This window comes from Xenorhabdus sp. PR6a (assembly GCF_028599065.1).
Classification (GTDB): Bacteria; Pseudomonadota; Gammaproteobacteria; order Enterobacterales; family Enterobacteriaceae; genus Xenorhabdus; species Xenorhabdus doucetiae.
This window is the reverse complement of the sequence record NZ_JAQRFJ010000044.1, coordinates 1-17988: the sequence shown is the minus strand read 5'-3', so window position 1 is coordinate 17988 and position 17988 is coordinate 1. Positions and strand designations below refer to the sequence as shown.

Annotated in this window: 19 protein-coding genes and 4 pseudogenes; 2 read left to right on the top strand and 21 right to left on the bottom strand. The window is 43.1% G+C overall.

What is annotated here, in order from left to right; all coding sequences use genetic code 11:
- The first annotated feature begins 94 nt into the window (after positions 1-94).
- Positions 95-340, top strand: coding sequence for a type II toxin-antitoxin system Phd/YefM family antitoxin (locus tag PSI15_RS12400; RefSeq protein ID WP_273583796.1), 246 nt, complete (start codon positions 95-97; stop codon positions 338-340).
- 25 nt (positions 341-365) lie between these two features.
- A complete protein-coding gene (locus PSI15_RS12395) occupies positions 366-740 on the top strand; it encodes a type II toxin-antitoxin system VapC family toxin (protein WP_273583795.1) in 375 nt (124 codons plus the stop codon).
- Positions 741-866: 126 nt separating this feature from the next.
- Here the strand turns inward: PSI15_RS12395 and PSI15_RS12390 are convergent, their stop codons facing one another.
- The 21 genes and pseudogenes from PSI15_RS12390 to PSI15_RS12295 form a co-directional block, all read right to left on the bottom strand.
- Positions 867-1520 carry a tail assembly protein gene (locus PSI15_RS12390; RefSeq protein WP_273583794.1) on the bottom strand — a complete coding sequence of 218 codons (654 nt, stop codon included), beginning with the start codon at positions 1518-1520 and terminating at the stop codon, positions 867-869.
- On the bottom strand, positions 1517-2290 hold the full coding sequence (locus PSI15_RS12385; RefSeq protein WP_273583793.1) for a C40 family peptidase: 774 nt from the start codon (positions 2288-2290) through the stop codon (positions 1517-1519). Before PSI15_RS12385 ends, PSI15_RS12390 begins: the two co-directional genes overlap by 4 nt.
- Complete coding sequence (locus PSI15_RS12380; RefSeq protein ID WP_273583792.1) at positions 2287-2994, bottom strand: phage minor tail protein L; 708 nt, start codon at positions 2992-2994, stop codon at positions 2287-2289. The genes PSI15_RS12385 and PSI15_RS12380 overlap by 4 nt, the downstream gene beginning before the upstream one ends.
- A 51-nt stretch (positions 2995-3045) precedes the next feature.
- Positions 3046-3378 (bottom strand): phage tail protein, encoded by a 333-nt coding sequence (locus tag PSI15_RS12375; protein ID WP_273583791.1) that lies wholly within the window; start codon positions 3376-3378, stop codon positions 3046-3048.
- 3 nt (positions 3379-3381) lie between these two features.
- Complete coding sequence (locus PSI15_RS12370; RefSeq protein ID WP_273583790.1) at positions 3382-7449, bottom strand: tape measure protein; 4068 nt, start codon at positions 7447-7449, stop codon at positions 3382-3384.
- Positions 7450-7451: 2 nt separating this feature from the next.
- Entirely contained in the window at positions 7452-7697 is a 246-nt protein-coding gene (locus tag PSI15_RS12365) for a hypothetical protein (protein ID WP_273583789.1), read from the bottom strand.
- A 104-nt stretch (positions 7698-7801) separates the two neighbouring features.
- A complete protein-coding gene (locus PSI15_RS12360; RefSeq protein ID WP_273583788.1) occupies positions 7802-8119 on the bottom strand; it encodes a hypothetical protein in 318 nt (105 codons plus the stop codon).
- Between the two features lie 178 nt (positions 8120-8297).
- A pseudogene (locus PSI15_RS12355) lies at positions 8298-8786 on the bottom strand (hypothetical protein); the annotation flags it as partial.
- A 10-nt stretch (positions 8787-8796) separates the two neighbouring features.
- Positions 8797-9183, bottom strand: coding sequence for a minor capsid protein (locus PSI15_RS12350; protein WP_273583787.1), 387 nt, complete (start codon positions 9181-9183; stop codon positions 8797-8799).
- Entirely contained in the window at positions 9180-9677 is a 498-nt protein-coding gene (locus tag PSI15_RS12345; RefSeq protein WP_273583786.1) for an HK97 gp10 family phage protein, read from the bottom strand. Before PSI15_RS12345 ends, PSI15_RS12350 begins: the two co-directional genes overlap by 4 nt.
- Positions 9662-10015, bottom strand: a complete 354-nt coding sequence (locus tag PSI15_RS12340; RefSeq protein WP_273583785.1) for a hypothetical protein — start codon at positions 10013-10015, stop codon at positions 9662-9664. Before PSI15_RS12340 ends, PSI15_RS12345 begins: the two co-directional genes overlap by 16 nt.
- Before the next feature lies 1 nt (position 10016).
- Positions 10017-10856, bottom strand: coding sequence for a hypothetical protein (locus PSI15_RS12335; protein WP_273583784.1), 840 nt, complete (start codon positions 10854-10856; stop codon positions 10017-10019).
- A complete protein-coding gene (locus PSI15_RS12330; RefSeq protein WP_273583783.1) occupies positions 10856-11281 on the bottom strand; it encodes a hypothetical protein in 426 nt (141 codons plus the stop codon). Before PSI15_RS12330 ends, PSI15_RS12335 begins: the two co-directional genes overlap by 1 nt.
- Before the next feature lie 47 nt (positions 11282-11328).
- The gene (locus PSI15_RS12325) at positions 11329-11541 is read right to left on the bottom strand and encodes a hypothetical protein (RefSeq protein ID WP_273583782.1); all 213 of its coding nucleotides are present in this window, start codon (positions 11539-11541) and stop codon (positions 11329-11331) included.
- A 68-nt stretch (positions 11542-11609) separates the two neighbouring features.
- A complete protein-coding gene (locus PSI15_RS12320; RefSeq protein ID WP_273583781.1) occupies positions 11610-12494 on the bottom strand; it encodes a major capsid protein in 885 nt (294 codons plus the stop codon).
- Positions 12495-12559: 65 nt separating this feature from the next.
- Positions 12560-13426: a DUF6651 domain-containing protein gene (locus tag PSI15_RS12315; protein WP_273583780.1), complete on the bottom strand. Its 867-nt coding sequence runs from the start codon at positions 13424-13426 to the stop codon at positions 12560-12562.
- A 21-nt stretch (positions 13427-13447) separates the two neighbouring features.
- Complete coding sequence (locus PSI15_RS12310) at positions 13448-15004, bottom strand: hypothetical protein (protein WP_273583779.1); 1557 nt, start codon at positions 15002-15004, stop codon at positions 13448-13450.
- A gap of 39 nt (positions 15005-15043) precedes the next feature.
- Positions 15044-15970, bottom strand: a pseudogene (locus tag PSI15_RS12305) (terminase); the annotation flags it as partial.
- Between the two features lie 222 nt (positions 15971-16192).
- Positions 16193-16312 (bottom strand): annotated as a pseudogene (locus PSI15_RS18485) (LAGLIDADG family homing endonuclease); the annotation flags it as partial.
- A 594-nt stretch (positions 16313-16906) separates the two neighbouring features.
- Positions 16907-17296: pseudogene (locus PSI15_RS12300) on the bottom strand (terminase); the annotation flags it as partial.
- Positions 17286-17885, bottom strand: a complete 600-nt coding sequence (locus tag PSI15_RS12295) for a DNA-binding protein (RefSeq protein ID WP_273583778.1) — start codon at positions 17883-17885, stop codon at positions 17286-17288. The gene PSI15_RS12295 and the pseudogene PSI15_RS12300, both read right to left, overlap by 11 nt.
- Positions 17886-17988 lie beyond the last annotated feature (103 nt).

Below are 17988 nucleotides of genomic sequence, written 5' to 3'. Positions count from 1 at the left end.
GCAAATCCTTACAACCTAACCAATTAGTCTAACCAATTTGACCAGACCAATTAAAACAAGCATGCTTAAAATATGTACGTTAGGAGGTGGTATTATGGAAAAAATTAACATCTACGATGCAAAAACTAACCTGTCCAAAATTGTTCAGGAAGTTGCTCGCACTGGAAAATCAGTGGTAATTGCCAAGAATGGTCATGCACTGGTTAAAGTCGTAGCATACAGAGAAGAGAAGCCTAAGAGAAAATTGGGGTTCCTTAAAGGCAAAGGTAGTGTTCCCGCCAATTTTGACGATATGAACAGCGCCGAAGTTGTTGATATGTTCGAAGGAAAATACTCTTAATGGAATTGCTGTTAGATACCAATATATGCTGTTTATGGCATATGAACCGGAAAAACTGAAAAGTAATGTTGTTGATCTTCTGGAAGATACCGGGAAAACCCTTTGTTTTAGTTCAGCGTCAATATGGGAGGTGGTCATTAAAAGCAATTTGAACAATCCTGACTTTTCGATAGATCCCAAACAGTTCAGAGATGGATTGTTTGAGGCTGGATTGATTGAAATCCCCATTAAAAGCGAGCATACGCTAGTTGTATGTGATTTACCGGAAAAACCACATAAAGATCCGTTTGACCGATTAATTGTTGCTCAGGCGAAACACAACAAAATCCCACTAGTCACTAGTGATAGCAAGCTGATAGATTTTGTCAGTGATTACATCACCGTAATCCCCAACAGATAAGTGGTTGCTCCCGAAAACCACACATTCCACCAACAATAAGTTAATTGTTTTTTGCAATAATGGTTGGTAAAAGAAATGAATTTTATAATATGACAAAAAGAGGCTTTAATTAGCCTCTTTGTTTTTTTAAGCCACTACAAAGCCTGTAATCTCATCCAGTTTTGGCGGATCAGGTATTAACTGTTCTACGGACAATTTAAGGCTGATTAACTGAGAGCCTACAAGGATTTCTTCGCCATAAATAAGTGGAACAGGTGCGCCTTGTTCTACGGTATTTTCAGGGCCGTCAAAGTAAGTTGAGTTTTTGCGGTTATCAGCGCCTCCAGTATATGGTTTAGGCTGTTTTGATAAAAGACCTATGACACCACCTGCCAGCATTGAAAGACCAGAAATAAAGGCCGTTGGGCCGAGCCAAATGGAAGATATCATTAACGCGACACCAACAACAATCTGAACAATACTCATGGCCTTAGCACCAGCCCCCCGATAAATGGGAGTAATAAAAACATGAACCATATCCCCATGATTTTCCATCTGATATTCAGTTTCACTCATATCTCGTATTGTGCCATTGGCTCTGGTCACACGGATATGGTATTTCTGGTACTTTGTAGCATTCTGTTTCATCCAAGCAAGCAGTCCCTGCCTATTGCAGTTAATGATACTAATGCCCTGCCGTACTGTAATGCATTTTACTCTGTGCTTTTTGCCAAACTTCTTACCCAATACGCCACCAAACTCAAACGTGACAAGATTAGGTTCTTTTACTGTTTCACTCATAGCAACTCCTTATGCCGTAAATGATGGATCATTGTTTTCTGATACATTCCACCGTAAATTGCTTTACAGCTTAAGCGGTCAGATTGATGGTGCAAAATCAGGTTATCACCAATATAAACCGCACAATGATCGGGCATTTTCGCCCCTATCTTCATAAGAAACAGATCGCCTCGTTTGGGCTGTGTTCCATAAGGTAGTTTAACAAACCCTTGTTCAGCGAAGTTTTCACTGAGAATATCTTTATCACCATCCCACCAATTAGGGATATGAAGATGCGAACATGCCCCCACCTGAATATTAAATTCCCGTTTGAGATAGTCACGGCATAACATCCAGCAATCAAATACGCCAAAAGCGTAAGGCCGCCCCTCATAAGGCATCTCAAAGCCGTTCGGTGTAATAACATTCACATCACTGATAATGAATTCACTGTCAGTTTCAGGGTTATAGTTTTTTGTCACGTTAATGATAAACCAAGGAATTTCAGAAGATTCACAGCCAGCCAGATCCGCTTCACTGGCCTTGTTTGTTCTATCCGTATGGCTATGCCATACCCCTACGACTTCCCCTTTATTTTCTGCTGCTATTTGATCCTCTGCATCCATGACAAAGAAATTAACAGGGTCTTCCGCAACGTTTTTACACAAAACAAGTTCATACTTGGCTCTTTTTGTATTAACCAACAATCCACAAGCCTCATTAGGATAAGTTTGAATTGCCGCCTGTTGCATTGCCAAGTATAAGTCTGTGTTCATCATTTCTTGGATCATGCTCGTGTTGCCCCCGGAAAACCGCCAAACATAATGATGCCATCAGCAAAATAATTCTTTCGTGCCCGGCAACTGGATAACCGTTTAGGGCAGAAGTCTGCTCCGGGAATAGAAGTTGGTTTATCATCTTTATCAAAAGCAGGGCCAGTGTATCCACACTCTGCACTACGATAATTCCACTGACAGGAATTACGGATCACTTGTCGGTTAGGAAGCTGTACTCCCATTAGGTCATAAACTGACGCCAGTTCAAATTCCACTATTTCGCAGGTTTCAAGTGTTTTCTGGTCGATAAACCACACATCATCAGGAAAATACTGTTCGGGATTTGCATCAGGATTGACGCCATCAGGGAAATTCTCGGCATCAAGAAAACACAGCATCGTTCGCTTGCGTGTCACCTGACAACCTAACAAATCGTCTTTAGTTTGTAGTTCTGCCGAAATCATCCCATGCAGATTAACGACTTTTAACTTTGGTCTTGGAAGTTTGCCTTCTCCGCTAATGTCAAATCCTGTTGCCTTGATTGGCATAGGTTGGTAAGTCTTACCCTGCCATATAACAGGTTGATTCACATCATTTGTACCAGCGTGAAAATAGAATCGCCCTCCCCCCGTATTTTGGGGAAGATCGATAATGAAAAATTCAAATATAGAATCTGGTGATAGCAATTGAATTTGCTGTCTGATTGACTTCTCTGTCATTATGTTTCACTCCTTGAAATCATGCTATTCCCGTACGGGAATAGCTCAGTTTTATTCGAACACTTGTCTGAATGTTGCTGTTAAGGTTGCACTTCCCTGACCTCTTGTAACATTAAAATCTTCACAGACAATTAAATAAGGTTTTTCATCTGGCGATATCCAATTAAATGAATCTTTGCCGCCATGCTCGTAAAGAAAATCTTCTATTTCTTGAATGAGGGGATAGCCCCCCTCAAATACCAGATTCCATTCGTATTTTCGCCAATTAAATCCCGACGTTAATCGTTGCTCATAACCTTCATCAAACGACTGCCTACTGATTGTCGGTTTGAAGTTTTTACGGGATTCAAATTTTGGATGCCACTTGAAGGTTTTCCGTTCCATGTGTTACTCCGTTAACATACCACCAGGTCGTTTTTCTTCGGTCATTGTCTCAAGAACAATGGATTTAATTTTCTGAGCCGTCTCGTTCCATGCAGATTCATTGCTTAAATTGCTTTTTTCGTTGTTATCCCCCCCCTGATTGACCACAGAGATAGAGATAACTACGCTCTTATCGGAACCTGCACCAATATCATCACCAGCGATGTTCATATTCACGGGAATACGGCGACCATCGGGTAAAGGTACATAGGCCTCATTGTGCGATCCCTCACCGAAGAGTGCTAGCTGAGGTGAAGTTGCAATGCCACCTTTTGAATAGGCTTTTAGCGGAATTTCGCCCAACGATCCCATAATGCCGCCTTTTGCAAAAGTGTAATTATATGATTGCCAGCTGGTTGACATACCCATTGCCCCCGTATTAGCCGCAGAGCCTGCCGCTCCTACACCCGCACTTGCTCCTCCACCATATCCGGAAGCTACTGCCGATCCAATTGTTCCTGCCATTGATACAATAGAACCAGCAGTACTTGTTGGACTACTTGCCGTCAGAGATGCTATGAAACTTATAACGGCACTTCTCGCCAAACCTAGCGCAACTGAGAATGAAGTCACTGTTGTGGTAGCTGAAATATCAGCGGCCGATTTTGTTTGGGTTGCGGTTGTACCGGTGATCATTGCCCATAATTGTTGTGCATAACCGGCAATAGTAGAGAAGATGCCGTCTGATTGCATTGTCTTCAATGCGCCGGTTGTTTCTGTGGCCGCCTTACCGAGAGCTTGAGTAGATTTAGCTATGCCATCGTCGCTTTCTTTAGTACTAGAGCCACCGAACATACTTCCTATGCTCCCTACAGCCCCACCGATTTTCGATATGAGGCTTTCACCTGTATCTCCGCCAGCACCTAAACCTACCCCATTAATCATCGGTGAAATAACCATGCTGCGGATAAAGCTGCGTTGAAGCTCTTTAAAAATGAAATTACCGAAATCAGCAATATTAAATTTACCGGTATCAAGGAACTCCATGAGTTTATCTTCGAGGTTATCGAAAATATTCTTGAAATTATCGTCAATTAATTTACCCAGATTCTGGTAATCGTATGCCATTTTCGCCGTAGCGGTTTCAGTCATACGCACCATTGCTTCCTCTTTGCCAGCATGAAACTTAGCCTGCTCTGCTTTGAGATATTTTGAGATTTCAATATTATTCTCATTTGCCTTGATAATCTTGGCAAAATATTTGTCTGCTTCTTGGTAATTTTTTTCAAACTCGCTACGCATTTCTGCAACGGATTGAGTCATATTGCTTTTAACTGTATTCGCAAAATCCGCCCATTTTGAGATAAGTTGATCCGCAGAATCTTTGGTTAATGCCTTTTGGTAATCGCCCGCTCCTGCGGTGATTTCCACTAGTTGTGCTTTGGCCTTATCTATCTGTTCTTGGCTTAGAATGCCATCTTCTGGCTTGGAGCCAGCCAGTTTGGAAAGGCTTTTGGTTAGTGCATCAATTGATTGTTTATATTTAATAACTTCTGTACTGCCAAAACCGACTTTTGCCTCCATACTTTCGGCTTGATCGAGGATTTTTTTGTTCTCCTCGGCCATTTTCTCTGCAAGCCTTTTGGCTTTAGCTTCTTTTGACTCTCCTTGACGAGTAGATTTACTGCGGTTGGCTTCATCTTGAATACGAGCATTAGCCAAAGCTGCATCGACCTCCTTCTTCTCTGCTACTGAAAGTTTTTCATAGGCCTCTGACAAATTATCAACGGCAATTTTTTTACCAACCAAAGCCTCTATGATTTGAAAATTAGCCTCTGCTTCTTTCTCTCCCTTAGCAATCCTGCCATCAATTGTGGCAATCTTTTCACCACTATTAATGCGATCACCTAACGAAAGCCGTTCATTATTTTTCCTGATAGTAGATAACCTTTTTTCTAACGCATCATCCGCACCATCATTGAAGTTTCCATCAAGCCCTTTCCAACCATTAAACATCAATTCCTTGCCGTCTTTAACCATTTGTGCAAGGTTGCTGATCTGGTTGGCTATATCGTTATAATGTTTACCAATTTCTTCTTTTTGCGACATTAGTTTTTGAAGAAATACATCGTTTTTAGCTGCCACAGCATCACCTAATTCGGCTGTACGATCAGCGATTTTTTTGTTAATTTCTTCTTGTTGTTCTTCAATAACATCCCGGACTTTCACGAGACCTAATCTCTGAGCTTCCGCTTCCTCATCATAAGCGGAACCTAGAGCTTCTGCTGCTTTTTTACGAATTTCTTCCTGCCGTTCAGCCGAGTCTTTATTAGCTTGAAGCTCTGCATCCCTATGCTTTTCTATATCTGTAATTCTCTTTTGATAATCTGCCTGTCGGATGTCTGTCTCTCTCTGGTTTTCAGCCACTACTTGATCTAATTTCTTGCGCATCTGCTCTTTTGCTCTCGCCATCTCAACGGACTTAATGACATTGAGTGTCTGTTGATAGCGCTCTGCGGCTTTCTTTTGTCCTTCTTCCGCTGCCTTAATTTCCTCATTAACTTGCTTCAATTTTTCTTTGTCATAATAATGACCGGAATCTTTAGCTCTCAAGATAGATTTACGTTGATTCATTAAATTTTTGAGCTTTTTATTGGATAAACCTAAAGCTTTTTCTTCATCTGAGGCTTTTGATTTAACCTGCTCAAATTGTTCATCTGTGACAATATCAGGAGTATTGCGCGCAGCTTCATAAGCATCTTTCGCTTTTCTTTCTACTTCCCCAAACCACCATGCAAGGGCAGCAACAATTTCAATAACTGTCGTGACAGCCGCAACTATAATATTTGCTTTCATAGCCATGCTTAAGTTACGCCATGCATGACTCATTTGCCCTACTGCGATAGTAGCCACATTCAACGAACCACCCATCCGCCGTGAACGCTCTGAAACCGCTGAAAGATGTCGTCCAAAGCCAATCAGACCGCCTCCACCTCCAGTGATCGCAGTCGTAATAGATCGATTAAGTGAAGTAAGAGAACCAGTAGCAGTCTTCATGAAAGATAAAAAGATTTTTGCACCGCCAATTGCCAGTAAAGCTTGCAGCAACGAGGTTAATACTGACTTATTATTGACTACCCAAACAATCATTTCCTTAATGGCATCAATCACCTCTTTAGCCATGCTGCCGAATTGTTTACCGTAATAGGTAGCAGAATCACTCATTAGCAACGCATTAATGTCCCTCAAAGCTTCTTTTGCCACATCCATATAGCCCGCATCACCAATGGATTTAGCCAGTATTGTCGCGTTGGTTTGCATTTGAGACACCAACCCTGAGTAAGTGCTCATCATCCGTTGTGCAGATCCCCGATAAGAAACCTCCATAACGTTGAGCATTCCTTTTATTGCGGTTGTAGCCTCAACTTGCCCTGACGATATAGCTTTCGTCAGTTCGCCCATAGAAAGGTTCATACTGGTTGCCATTGACTGCATGGCCGTAGGAATAGCTTCTCCTAACTGCTGACGAAGCTCTTCCATCGATATGACGCCCTTGCCGGACATCTGCTGAATTGCAATTGTTGCTCGTTTAAGCAATTCACTATCGCCACCAAATCGAGCAACCGAATCAACCATCGCATCTAACGAACCTTTGGTTGGATCGATCCCCGCTGATTTTAGTTTTACGAAGCTGTCTGAAATAGATTCAATAGAGAAAGGCGCATTTTTCGCTTTATCAACGATAAAATTGAAATCACGCATTGATTCGGCTGCTTTATCCGAAGATGTAGCCAAGCCTTGTAACATAACTTGCAGGCGTTCTAATTTCCCTGCGCTATCAAGAATAGTTTTTTGCCAATCAAAAAGGGCAGTTTTTAGTGTTCCAATTGCAAAAGATGTCATACCGATTGTGGTAATCGTATCTGACAAGGTGCGATTAAAACCTCTAAACCCGCCCTCTAAGCGCTTAACACCCGTACTCGCCTTTGTACCTTGATTGGATAGACGATTGAGTAAACGACCCGCATTATCGATCTTTATCTCAAACTCTTTGCTGTCCAGCGACAACCGAAAACCTAATGAGTCAGCCATCCTTAGCCCCTACCGAATATATTCCTTAATTTCAATTCGGCATCTGGATCAGCCTCGGCGTGGAAAGGTGACAACACCTTTTTCATAATGATCGGCTGCCCCAATCGCTGCTGTAAACTTTTCTCAAATGCCGTATAACTATCCACCGTTGCCTGAGCACCCCTTGCTGTCTGCAAACGGCGAATATCATCTTCTGACTTGATACGGTCTATGTTCCGACTTAATAACCAGAACCGTTCAAGCGGCATGGCGATAACCGATTCCGTGGTTTCGCCATAGAAAGCAACAACACGACAAAAGTAGAAACCGAAATCGATAGAAATAATTTCGACTCCGTTTTCTTGACGGGTTATTACTTTGCGTCTTCTCCAGCGTGATGCTCATTGGTTTCTTCGCCTTCATGAAATGCAAAGAGGACAATTTGCTGGATTTGTTCTGGCGTCAGGTTCTCTACCTCGGCTTCTGCCATTTCAGGAAGCAACTTGCGAACAATTTCAATACCCGCCTTTAATTGCTCAACCGGAGTTTGGTTTTCAATATCCTCAGAGTGGAATTGCTGCGCCAGTGCAAACAGGCCAACTGTCATTGGTGACATTTTATAATTCACACCACGCAAAGTAACTTCTTTAGGTTTTGGGGCAATTGCATCAAGGTCAAGTAATTTTGCCATCTTAAACTCCATGTAATAAAAAGGGCTTCAAATAGAAGCCCTATAATATAATAGGTATAAATATACTTACCAGATCAAATTAATTAATCTTGCTTTGTCTCGTGCTCTGTCACCAAAACATCGCTATGAATCCTGTCTTCCTGAGATTTTTTATCTTCGGGAGCCAGTTCAATAATTACTTTTTTTTTGCCATTTTTCCCAATACACCGCTGTCATCAGGGTAAGCATTAAATTCAATATTGAACACACGAACATCATCGTGCTTGTATGCCATATTGAAGCTACCTGCTGTTGCAGTCCGTGGCAGAGTGAGAACATAATCATCTTTGTTCAATGGAGTCAGAACAAGGGATTGAGCGACTTCAACCAGATTGATACCAATACCGGTCTTGATGGTGATCTCATCGCCCGAACCACCGACTTCACTGCCCGGCATTACTGTTGCCAAACGTTCCAGCACAGTTTCAGCCAAAGGTACGGTGACTTTGATGTTACGCCCCTGAATCAGTTCAGAAACGGTTGTTTCACCAAACTGGTCAACAGTCACTTTCAGCGTATCGGTTGTAACTTCAACTTCAACACCACCCTTGGTATACCCCAAGTCAACGCCATTAAAAGAAACATTACACGCACCTAGCTTAATGTTCTCTACTTTATTTCCAGCCATAAGTATTCCCTTACTTATTAAGTATATAACAACTAAACTCTATCACAACACCTGCTTCAAAAGAACCCCCATCGTTTTGAGGATAGATAGCCGGTAACGTAACAGCCTGAATAAAGTTAAAGTATACGCCTTTTATCTGAACATCCCGCACAGAAAGATGTTTCATAATTGATGTACTCAGCTCCGTAACCTTACTAATGCTTTCCGCTCTGATCATCAAAGGAAAGATATCTTGGTAATAGCCCGTTAATTCTTTATCTATTACAATGCCATCATTCGGCGACATAACCAAAAATCCACGTGTCACTTTTGGCGGCATATAGTAGCAAAACAGGTCTTTGCCAATCACCCCGACCTTTTTAGATCCAAGATATTCCGTAAAAGCCTCAAGAATCATTTCCACCTACCTCTGCCAAAACCAGCACGTATACCTGCGTCTTTCAGATCGTCTCGGCGCCGTTTCCAAACTGTGTTTCCTGCACGTTCGATATAGTCTTTTCCGACCTTAACCTTCATGCCTGAACCGTAGTTTTCTACTTGCTTTAGCCTTGACTTAACCCCTAGTCGATACTGTGAACTGTTCATATAACCGGCATACACGCCGACCGGAACACGTCTTACAGGTCTTTTGTTGTTGCCAATGCCAGATCTCATTTTGTTTTCCGACACATACAGGTTCACATGAACTTCGTTCTTTGAATTCACTACATGAGCGAAAATGGAGCTTTCAAGGCTACCGGTTTCGCGGGGTGTCATCGCGCGAGCGTACTTCTGCATTTCCGCCGCCATCTTACGAAGCTCATTCAAAAGGTTTCGCTTCAACGCATTCTGGCTATGGGTCAGTTTTTCCTGAGCACGCTTAAATGAGCCAATATCTACTGAGATACCCATAAATTAGCCCCCACTTCAAAATGCCCCTCCTTTCCTCTGAGTCCGAATCGGTTATGAACTCTTTTTACTTCCAGTTTTACTCCCTCGATCAACAGCACATCATCCAGTTTTAGCTTTGACGACTTAGGAAATATGAACACCGCATCAAAAAGCTCCATATCTGCTTTTCCTCGTGAAGCCGAGCTATCAGCACGTACAGAAGTCCGGTCGTATGCCTCTATGAAACGAACGATCCCGATATCTGCTTTACCAGCGAAAAACAGCTTTGGCTCCCCGTACATGGATAACGCTTCTGACTTCCGATAAATCGTTGCGGTTGATTGCCGGCTAAACTTCATATCACCCCCTGCGAATACGGATAGTGTTGTCGATGTAACGAGCGATAATCCGCCATGTTTTACGTGACAATGAACGGGTAGCTGATCTGCCACTGCGATACATATTGGTTGTCTCGCCAATTGATTCTGACAACAAACCATCATCACGCGCATCAGAAGTCCCTCCGTTTTCAACGACAGCGACAGCCTCAATCATGCAGGCTTCCGCCAAGTCTTTAAGGAAGTAATCTGGCAATGATCTGAATTCTTCTTCGCTTAGTTCAGCAAAATCAATTGTGTTGTTTTTAAATTCACCTGATAGATAAAAAGGCAGGGTGTTGGCGGTCAGTACGTTTTGAGGTCGTTCATACTCGTTCTCTGAAATTTTGTAGATCTTCTTGATATCGAATCGCATGTTTTTGAGGCGTTTTGTGGCCTCCATTAACGCCTGACGCTGTGTATGGTCGTTCAGCATTAAAAAGCTGTCTGAGACATACATATCCATAGCCGCCAGTTTCGCCTCCATCAACGACACAAATGACTCGCCTGGTACTGACAAATCCAATGAGCCAATAATTGCGTAATACTGTTCATACTCAGATACGCGACCGCTCTGTGTCACCGACTTCACGATCACACGACGTATATCCTTTGATTTATCGCCGGCCAATTCGTTATGTTCGCCTGAAACTGAGAACGAAACACTCAGATCACCGCTTTCGATGGCAATAGGAACGTTCTCAACAACAGCTTTGCCGGAAATATCAAACAATGAATAAGTGGCTGATTCGACATCAAGATCATCAAACATAAAAGTGAGAGATACGGTGTTTCCCGATTTAACCACGTCCAGTTTTGACATTATTCACCTGCGATTTTCAGGATGCTTTCGATCATGGCTTCGATTGATTTTTCTCGCACATCCAGATCATTACCGATTTTACGTAACGCCGAGATTCCGCCTTTATCGGCCACAGCTTCTAATTCTGCTCGTGAATAACGAACACCAGCTTCTTCGGCCGCTCGTTCCATCGGTTTTACTGGTTGCGCTTTGGCTTCCGCTTCGAGGGCTTGTTTCGCTGTTAATTCACGGGACTCTGATAATGAGGCTGCGCCACTCATGTTTTTACCGTCGATAGTTTCTGCTTTCATAATTGAGCAGATACGTTGCTGATCGAGGAACGGGATCGGTGATTTGCTGACACCATTTTCAAATTCAACGCCAAACATAACGCCGTTGTAATCGGCGAATGCAGATTCAGTGATTCTGATTTTGGCTGGCTTCATTTTCTTCTTTCCTTAAAGTGTGTGCGGTCGTCCTGACCGCACTTAATTTACTCGCCTGAATCGTCTGCCTTTTCCGGTGTAGGTTTTGGATTTTCCGGTGTATTACCAACAACCTCAGAGCGTACCGTTGCTAAAATACGTTCCTGTTTACGCTGGCTTACCGGTGACACAGCTACGCCATCCTTAAAACTGGTCATAAACAAATGTCCCGTGTAACCACGCATTGAGCTTTCGGTCAGCTTTACTTTCTTTTCGGCCATAGTTTTTATTCCCTTATATGAAAAAAGGGTGGGCTTTCGCCTCACCCCTTTTCGGTCATAAGTACCTGTTACAGTGCAACGCCAGTCAGTGCTGAAATTGCCTTGTCGTGTTTGTTTGCCAGAGAGCAATACCATTTAACACGGGTACGGGTGGCATCTTTGTTCTGCACTGTACCGATGCTTTCAACAACGATACCGGCGTTGTCACCGCCGTACAGACCGGTTAAACCGTTTTCTTCGCTCAGGTGCAGACAGTAAATGTCAGCTTTCTTCGCTTTAGTGTCGCCAACAACAGGAATAAAGTCGTTCACAATGAACGGTACACCGTTGTGGGTCAGCATTGGGCGACCGAAGTTTTCGATCATGATTTCTTGTGGGCCGACATTCACGGTACGCAGTAATGCACGATATGCTCGGATGTGCTCAGAGCGCATCATGATTGCATCAGCGCCTAAGTCTTTAACCGCATCGACCAGTTCATCCAGCATGGAAAAGGTCATGGCGGAATCGGCAACAATTTTTTGGTCGTTGTGGATCAGCTTCGGAATACCGTCGAATGACTTAGCGTTTGTAGCACTGTCACCTAAAATCAGGTTACGGCGGAATGCACGAGCCAGCCCTTTCACTTTAGCGCGGATCTGAATAGCCAGTTGGCTATTGGTGTCGGCCATAGTGGTCGCGAGGAATTTATCAACGTCCACGTCACCTGCCATAATTCGCAGTTTAGCAACGTGTTCAGTGAATTTAGCCGCGCCTTCCGGCACGACGTCATTCACGTCAATGAAAGTAGCTTCACTCAGTTCAGATTCGCGGTTGTACAAGTACGCCTTAGAATCGACTTTCATGAATGGAAGTACCGCAAACAAATCTTCGCGGTCGATGATGGTTTCGATAACGCCTTGTTCTAAGGTGTTATTCGACAGTTTTTCAGCTTCTTCACGCAGTAATGGCATCGTAAGTTCCCTTTATATGCACACACAGATATTGATTCGGGGAACATCCTGTTCCCCATTTTGCTTTAATTGCCGGAGCGCATTTTTGCCACGCCAGCGGCGATTTTATCGAGAGCATTCAGCTCCTTCGGTGCTGGCTTACCACCTGCACCCAAATCGGTATTTGAACCTGCACCCGGCTTCGCTTTGCTACGCAACAGAGCATCAGATTCAGGGTCGGCTTTTAAAATCCGCTCAATGGCCTGCTCAAACGCTAACGGTGAACCGTTGCCATCTACCAGAACAGCACGTTCTTTTGCACCAACAGGTTTGTCATAACCAACAACGGCACCGTCTTCACCCACTTCAAAATGCGCCCCGTAAATAACGCGAGCCTTTGATGGCGTGATCAGAGTTTCTTCACGCAGGAAGTTCGAGCCGCTGAATGCAGAACCGACCGTTAGCTCAAGAATTTGAGAACGCAGTGTGTCTTTTTCACCTGTAAGGGTCGCAATCACATCGTCACGGCCTTTCAGTTCGGCTTGGTGTGCTTCAATCATCTGCTTTTTGACAGCATCAAATTCGCCACGTTTCTCTTGTTCTTCCTGCTCATGACGCTGTTTTTCTTCTTCCGCAGTTTTCTTCGCAGTAAGAAGTTCGGCAATTTGCTCAGGGGTTGCGTTACCGAATGCGGTCAATTTATCTGTCAGCGATTTGTTTTCGGTTTTGCGCTTCATCGTTTCCTTAACGAGATTCGCTTTTTCCATTTCGGATGCCTTTAGACGATTAATCAGTTCTTCTTGTGAAAGATCGACGTAATCATCTTTAAGCTCTTCGGTTTTCCTCTCTGGTTCACCAGCAGGAGCACCACCGCCACTACCACCCTGTATACCATCGTCCGCAACATCCATTAAGATGCCGCGATTCGTCATCAGCATTTGCCATAAATTCATCGTTTACTTTCCTTGTAAAAATCACTCGGTTTCTTGAGTCGATTTCGGATCTGTCTCTCGATCCTTTTTATTTGAATAATAGGTACTTAATGACTTATTTTCAAGCATTAATTGGTCATTTTTAAGCGGAAATTCCTTTAAATCGCTTTCAAAAGCCGATTTCATGGTTTTTGAAACATTGGGGAAGATCTTGTCAATCAAGATTTCCATCTGGTGACGGCGTACTGAATCAGGCGCTTCAATCTCTTTTAGCTGTTTCGCAACATTAAATTCATCCATCAAACCGCGAACATCGAAACTTTCAGGGTATGAAACGAGTTGATCGATTTCTTCCTGTGATTTTTCCTGTCCCATCCATTTAGCCGCAAGGTAAAGCATCTGGCGTTCTGCTCGTTGTAACCGCTCGGCTTTCGTAATAAGCAAACTATTCACACGTTGGAAGTCATACGCTTTAGCCGCACCTGAGCTATTGTCGATACCTTTAGCGTTATCTTGTTTGGTACGCTCGCCAGCCACACCTACCGAATGGTAGATTTCGTTGATAACCGTCTGGACGGTCTGAATAATCATTGACGCCTGTTTTGGGTCTGGTGACATATAAAACGGCTGCGCTCCACCCTCTGCGTCGTAAGTGAAAACTCGCTTCGTACCGAATTCTAAAACCTTTTTATGATCATCATCACCAGGCAACATTGACTGAACCGGTATCGCCAATTGGCTGAAAGTCTGGTCTTGGATAATGGCATCGAGGTTAGACAGGTAGTTGGCAACGGCTCGGTCGAGATAAGCGATATCATCAATCAGCGACGGGCTGAAATAACGCGATTCAGCATTCCCCATGCAATCCACCGGAAATACAGGTACAACGCCCAAATTATGCTCACCTGAGTTTTCGATACTGATCTGCGTTTGCTTACCGCTGCCTTTCTTCGTTTCCTTGAACAGATACCATTCATTTTGCGTCCATAAACGGTAACGGTTTTGCTGTTTACCAGATGAATTGAATGGATCTGCATCGTCCCGGACTAACTCATGTGTTAAAGCCCAAAGCATGTTGCCGTCATCGTCATAGGCAAAATCCAGCATTTGCTGTGGAGGCATCCAATAGGCGTAAGCACGGGCATCGGTTTTCTTTTCATCCGCAACTGATGACACGTCAATGTTTTTCATTGTGGAATCGACAACGACCCAGATACGACCAAATACTGACGTTTGAATGTCAATAGATACCATCAGCTCATCAATCGTCATTTGCTCACGGGTGGCACGATCCCAAAAATTTTTAACGGAGTCAGGTGCGTCCTCGCGTTCACGAGAAATGTTCTCTCTGAATATGTATTTGTTGATTAAGTTGACGACCTCACGAGTATGGTTAAACCGATAAGCTCGTTCTAAACGCTCCTTAAATTCAGTGTCACCCTCTTTAAAATAACGGAAGATGTTATCCGCGAACCACTTTCGACCACCGGCGTAAGTGGATGCCAAGAAATTCCAATGTTCAATCCGCCCCTCATATTCAGGATGCCGACGTTCAACTAATTCCTTTAATTTTTTTCCATCTAGATTTTCATTATCCATATCAAATCCTTTTGATAGGTTATTATATACCTATTGATTTTAACGAGAACCACCGAGCATAGTGCGCTCTTTAATCGGGAATCTTCTGTGAATTGGGTAGCCAATCGCATCGGTACTATGCTCGACACCCGCTGCCTTATCAACATCCCTTGAACCCGGCTTGTAAATTACCTTTTCAAATGATTCTATCAGGTGCTTACACTTAGGATCGATGTAAAGTCTAACTGTACCTGCCGCACTCATCAACATACGGTTTGTGGAGTTAACACGATCTGCAATAGGCGGGTGTTTCTTCGGGAAATCGATTCTGGCGAAACCTTTTTCCTTAAAAATGTCGATATCCGACTCACCACGCGCATGTTGGCGATAACTACCAGCCGGGTCAGGAAAAATAACGACCTGACTTTTCCAACGCCAATAACGCCGCTCAATTTCATCACAAACTTCTGCCGTATTTGACGAAAACAGTACAATCTCATCAATCGCCCATAATTCTCCGTTTGACTGTGGTTGCAATACAACAGATGACATAGGATCGATGTTAAAGTCCTGTCCTATCCATATTGGCAGTTTAGGGTTGAATTCACACGCCCTGACATGTGTCTTGCGTTCAAACGGATAGTAAACACGCCCCGACATATTCTCGAACGAAGCAAGGTATTCCTGCGCGAACGATTTAGGGTCCATATCCTCGCGAGCCGCCTCAATCTCAGACTCTGGAACAAACGGAGAATCTGCGGTAACAAACTGCCAGCTTTTCCAGTGCCCTTTTTTCTGCATCGATTTACTCTGCCCAATAGTCCACAGCTTATGAAATGCCGAGTAACCTTTCGGTGTACCAATGATTAACGCCTCACCTTTTGTAGATGAAAGAGTAGGACGAATAACCTTATACCAAGTATCAGGCTTCATATCCTGAAACTCATCAAGTACAACAAAGTGAAGCGCAACACCACGGAGCGAATTGCCAGACCACATAGCTTTTCCATTACGTCTGATATAAACAGTGCTATTTGGAACCTCAACACAGTGAACCATACCTTTAAAGTTATCTACTTTTTTAATATAACTTTCCTTTGTATCTCTAAAGTAATTGAATTTATTATTAAAAACTGGAACCGCGTAAATGGGTCTTTTACTTTTAATTTCTCGACCGTCAATGAAAGAAATACTCTGTTTCTTCTCTACTACACGAGCACTCTTACCTATCTTCAAGCAAATTTCCTGAACATCGCCAGCCAACCCTTTACTGGTTGTGTAGTATACTCTTTGATTTCCCCTACGAACCGTTCCGTCACCTAATACCATCCAATGCAAAAGAGTTTCTAATTTATTAGAAGGTAAGTTGAGTATGTGATTCGGCACTCTTTTTTCATAAGAAAGACCTAACCCAACAACAGTTTCCCACAACTTCTTATTATAAATTTTAATTACATTCTCATACTCACGATATATGACCCCCATACGATCAAGAACTGACAAAAATTCTGCTCTAACATCACCTTTATCACCACCCTTCTTCCCTTTAGTCTGAGCAAAAGTAATCTCATAAGAACATTTTTTACCCGGGTTTTTACGAGCACAACCTTCTGCAATATAAAAACCGATAAAAGCAAGCATATCGTGAGTAAAATCAGGGTCGTCTTCCCCAACCCAATTTACCGAAGCAGGAATCCTATCATTGTAAGACAATTCAGATAACGTTTTAAACTTACGAATACCTTTTCTGGATTCAATAAGAAATCTGTGGTTTGGAGTAACAAGAGCGTCGATTCTATCACTCTCAATACGATACATATTACCTTCGTAATACTGATGGATATGACGAGTTGGAATCTGCCATTCCGCTAGGTTTGTTTTTGGATTTAAGGTCATTACAGCTAAGCCTTCTGGCAGATCTTTAATCTTACACCACCCATCTACCGTTAAAATTTCGGTTTCATCATCAAAACAATCTGGCTTGTCCGCGCCTTTCAAAGCTAACTCACTGCCGTTTTTTAAAATTATGTTCATTGTTGTATCATTCTTTTTGCGAATCCAGTTCCGAGGTACTAACTCTTGAATATCATCCCATAAAATCTGTCTAGCCATTTGGTAAGTTGGTGCAATATACCAAACACGTTGCTTAGGGGCTTTGATAGCAGCCTTGATCAGTTTGGAGATAGAAAGACGAGATTTCCCCCAACGACGCCCCGCGCACACAACTTTAAAACGGTGTGGAGATTTAAACACCTCCATTTGACCGCTGTGTAACTGAATCAAATTCAATCCACTGCTATTTTTACTCTTCATCTTCGCCCTCGCCTTCCATTTCGAGTTCTTCTGATAGATCTACAGGTTCATCTGATTTACGCAGTTCAGCCACTTGGCTCTGTGTCAGTTCACCGAACATCAGTGATGGCAGGTCGTCTTCTTCAACGTCCACTTTATCCATATTGAGTGCTTTACTGGACACCTCAAAGCACTTACTGAGCGTGATGGATGCACGTTGCAACGCTTTTATATTGGCTTCACGCTCGGCGAAGCCAATTAATCCACCGCCCGTTGCAGTAGACTTAGAACCTTCGGTTACTTCTCGCATTAGTAACGCCGCGATGTTGAAAGCGAAGCGGTCATACTTGCCTCGTCTCTCTTCAATCAATGCGGTTCGTTCTTTTGCCCGGATCTCCGCTTCGGATTTGATTGCATCACGCACCAGCTTCCCTACCGCATCCGTGCCTTTCACAACCTTCCGTTTTTTGAAATGCCGTGATAGCGTTTCGCGTCTTACCCCGAAACGCTCTTCCAACTGAGATAACGAAAATTCACCGGAAGACCACGCTGCTTCTGCTTCCGCCCATTGTGAAGCAGAAAGTCGTGTCCTTTCTTCTTTGGTAGTCACTCGAAAATTCCTTTTTCCGCAGTGTTAATGTAAAAGCCTTGCTCCCATAATATATATATTAATTTCTTATTTAAAAAATAACTAAACATTCCATTTTTATTAT

Coding starts and splice junctions, on each gene's coding strand:
- PSI15_RS12400 (WP_273583796.1), top strand. CDS start 95: ATGGAAAAAATTAACATCTACGATGCAAAAACTAACCTGTCCAAAATT.
- PSI15_RS12395 (WP_273583795.1), top strand. CDS start 366: ATGCTGTTTATGGCATATGAACCGGAAAAACTGAAAAGTAATGTTGTT.
- PSI15_RS12390 (WP_273583794.1), bottom strand. CDS start 1,520: ATGAGTGAAACAGTAAAAGAACCTAATCTTGTCACGTTTGAGTTTGGT.
- PSI15_RS12385 (WP_273583793.1), bottom strand. CDS start 2,290: ATGATCCAAGAAATGATGAACACAGACTTATACTTGGCAATGCAACAG.
- PSI15_RS12380 (WP_273583792.1), bottom strand. CDS start 2,994: ATGACAGAGAAGTCAATCAGACAGCAAATTCAATTGCTATCACCAGAT.
- PSI15_RS12375 (WP_273583791.1), bottom strand. CDS start 3,378: ATGGAACGGAAAACCTTCAAGTGGCATCCAAAATTTGAATCCCGTAAA.
- PSI15_RS12370 (WP_273583790.1), bottom strand. CDS start 7,449: ATGGCTGACTCATTAGGTTTTCGGTTGTCGCTGGACAGCAAAGAGTTT.
- PSI15_RS12365 (WP_273583789.1), bottom strand. CDS start 7,697: ATGCCGCTTGAACGGTTCTGGTTATTAAGTCGGAACATAGACCGTATC.
- PSI15_RS12360 (WP_273583788.1), bottom strand. CDS start 8,119: ATGGCAAAATTACTTGACCTTGATGCAATTGCCCCAAAACCTAAAGAA.
- PSI15_RS12350 (WP_273583787.1), bottom strand. CDS start 9,183: ATGATTCTTGAGGCTTTTACGGAATATCTTGGATCTAAAAAGGTCGGG.
- PSI15_RS12345 (WP_273583786.1), bottom strand. CDS start 9,677: ATGGGTATCTCAGTAGATATTGGCTCATTTAAGCGTGCTCAGGAAAAA.
- PSI15_RS12340 (WP_273583785.1), bottom strand. CDS start 10,015: ATGAAGTTTAGCCGGCAATCAACCGCAACGATTTATCGGAAGTCAGAA.
- PSI15_RS12335 (WP_273583784.1), bottom strand. CDS start 10,856: ATGTCAAAACTGGACGTGGTTAAATCGGGAAACACCGTATCTCTCACT.
- PSI15_RS12330 (WP_273583783.1), bottom strand. CDS start 11,281: ATGAAGCCAGCCAAAATCAGAATCACTGAATCTGCATTCGCCGATTAC.
- PSI15_RS12325 (WP_273583782.1), bottom strand. CDS start 11,541: ATGGCCGAAAAGAAAGTAAAGCTGACCGAAAGCTCAATGCGTGGTTAC.
- PSI15_RS12320 (WP_273583781.1), bottom strand. CDS start 12,494: ATGCCATTACTGCGTGAAGAAGCTGAAAAACTGTCGAATAACACCTTA.
- PSI15_RS12315 (WP_273583780.1), bottom strand. CDS start 13,426: ATGAATTTATGGCAAATGCTGATGACGAATCGCGGCATCTTAATGGAT.
- PSI15_RS12310 (WP_273583779.1), bottom strand. CDS start 15,004: ATGGATAATGAAAATCTAGATGGAAAAAAATTAAAGGAATTAGTTGAA.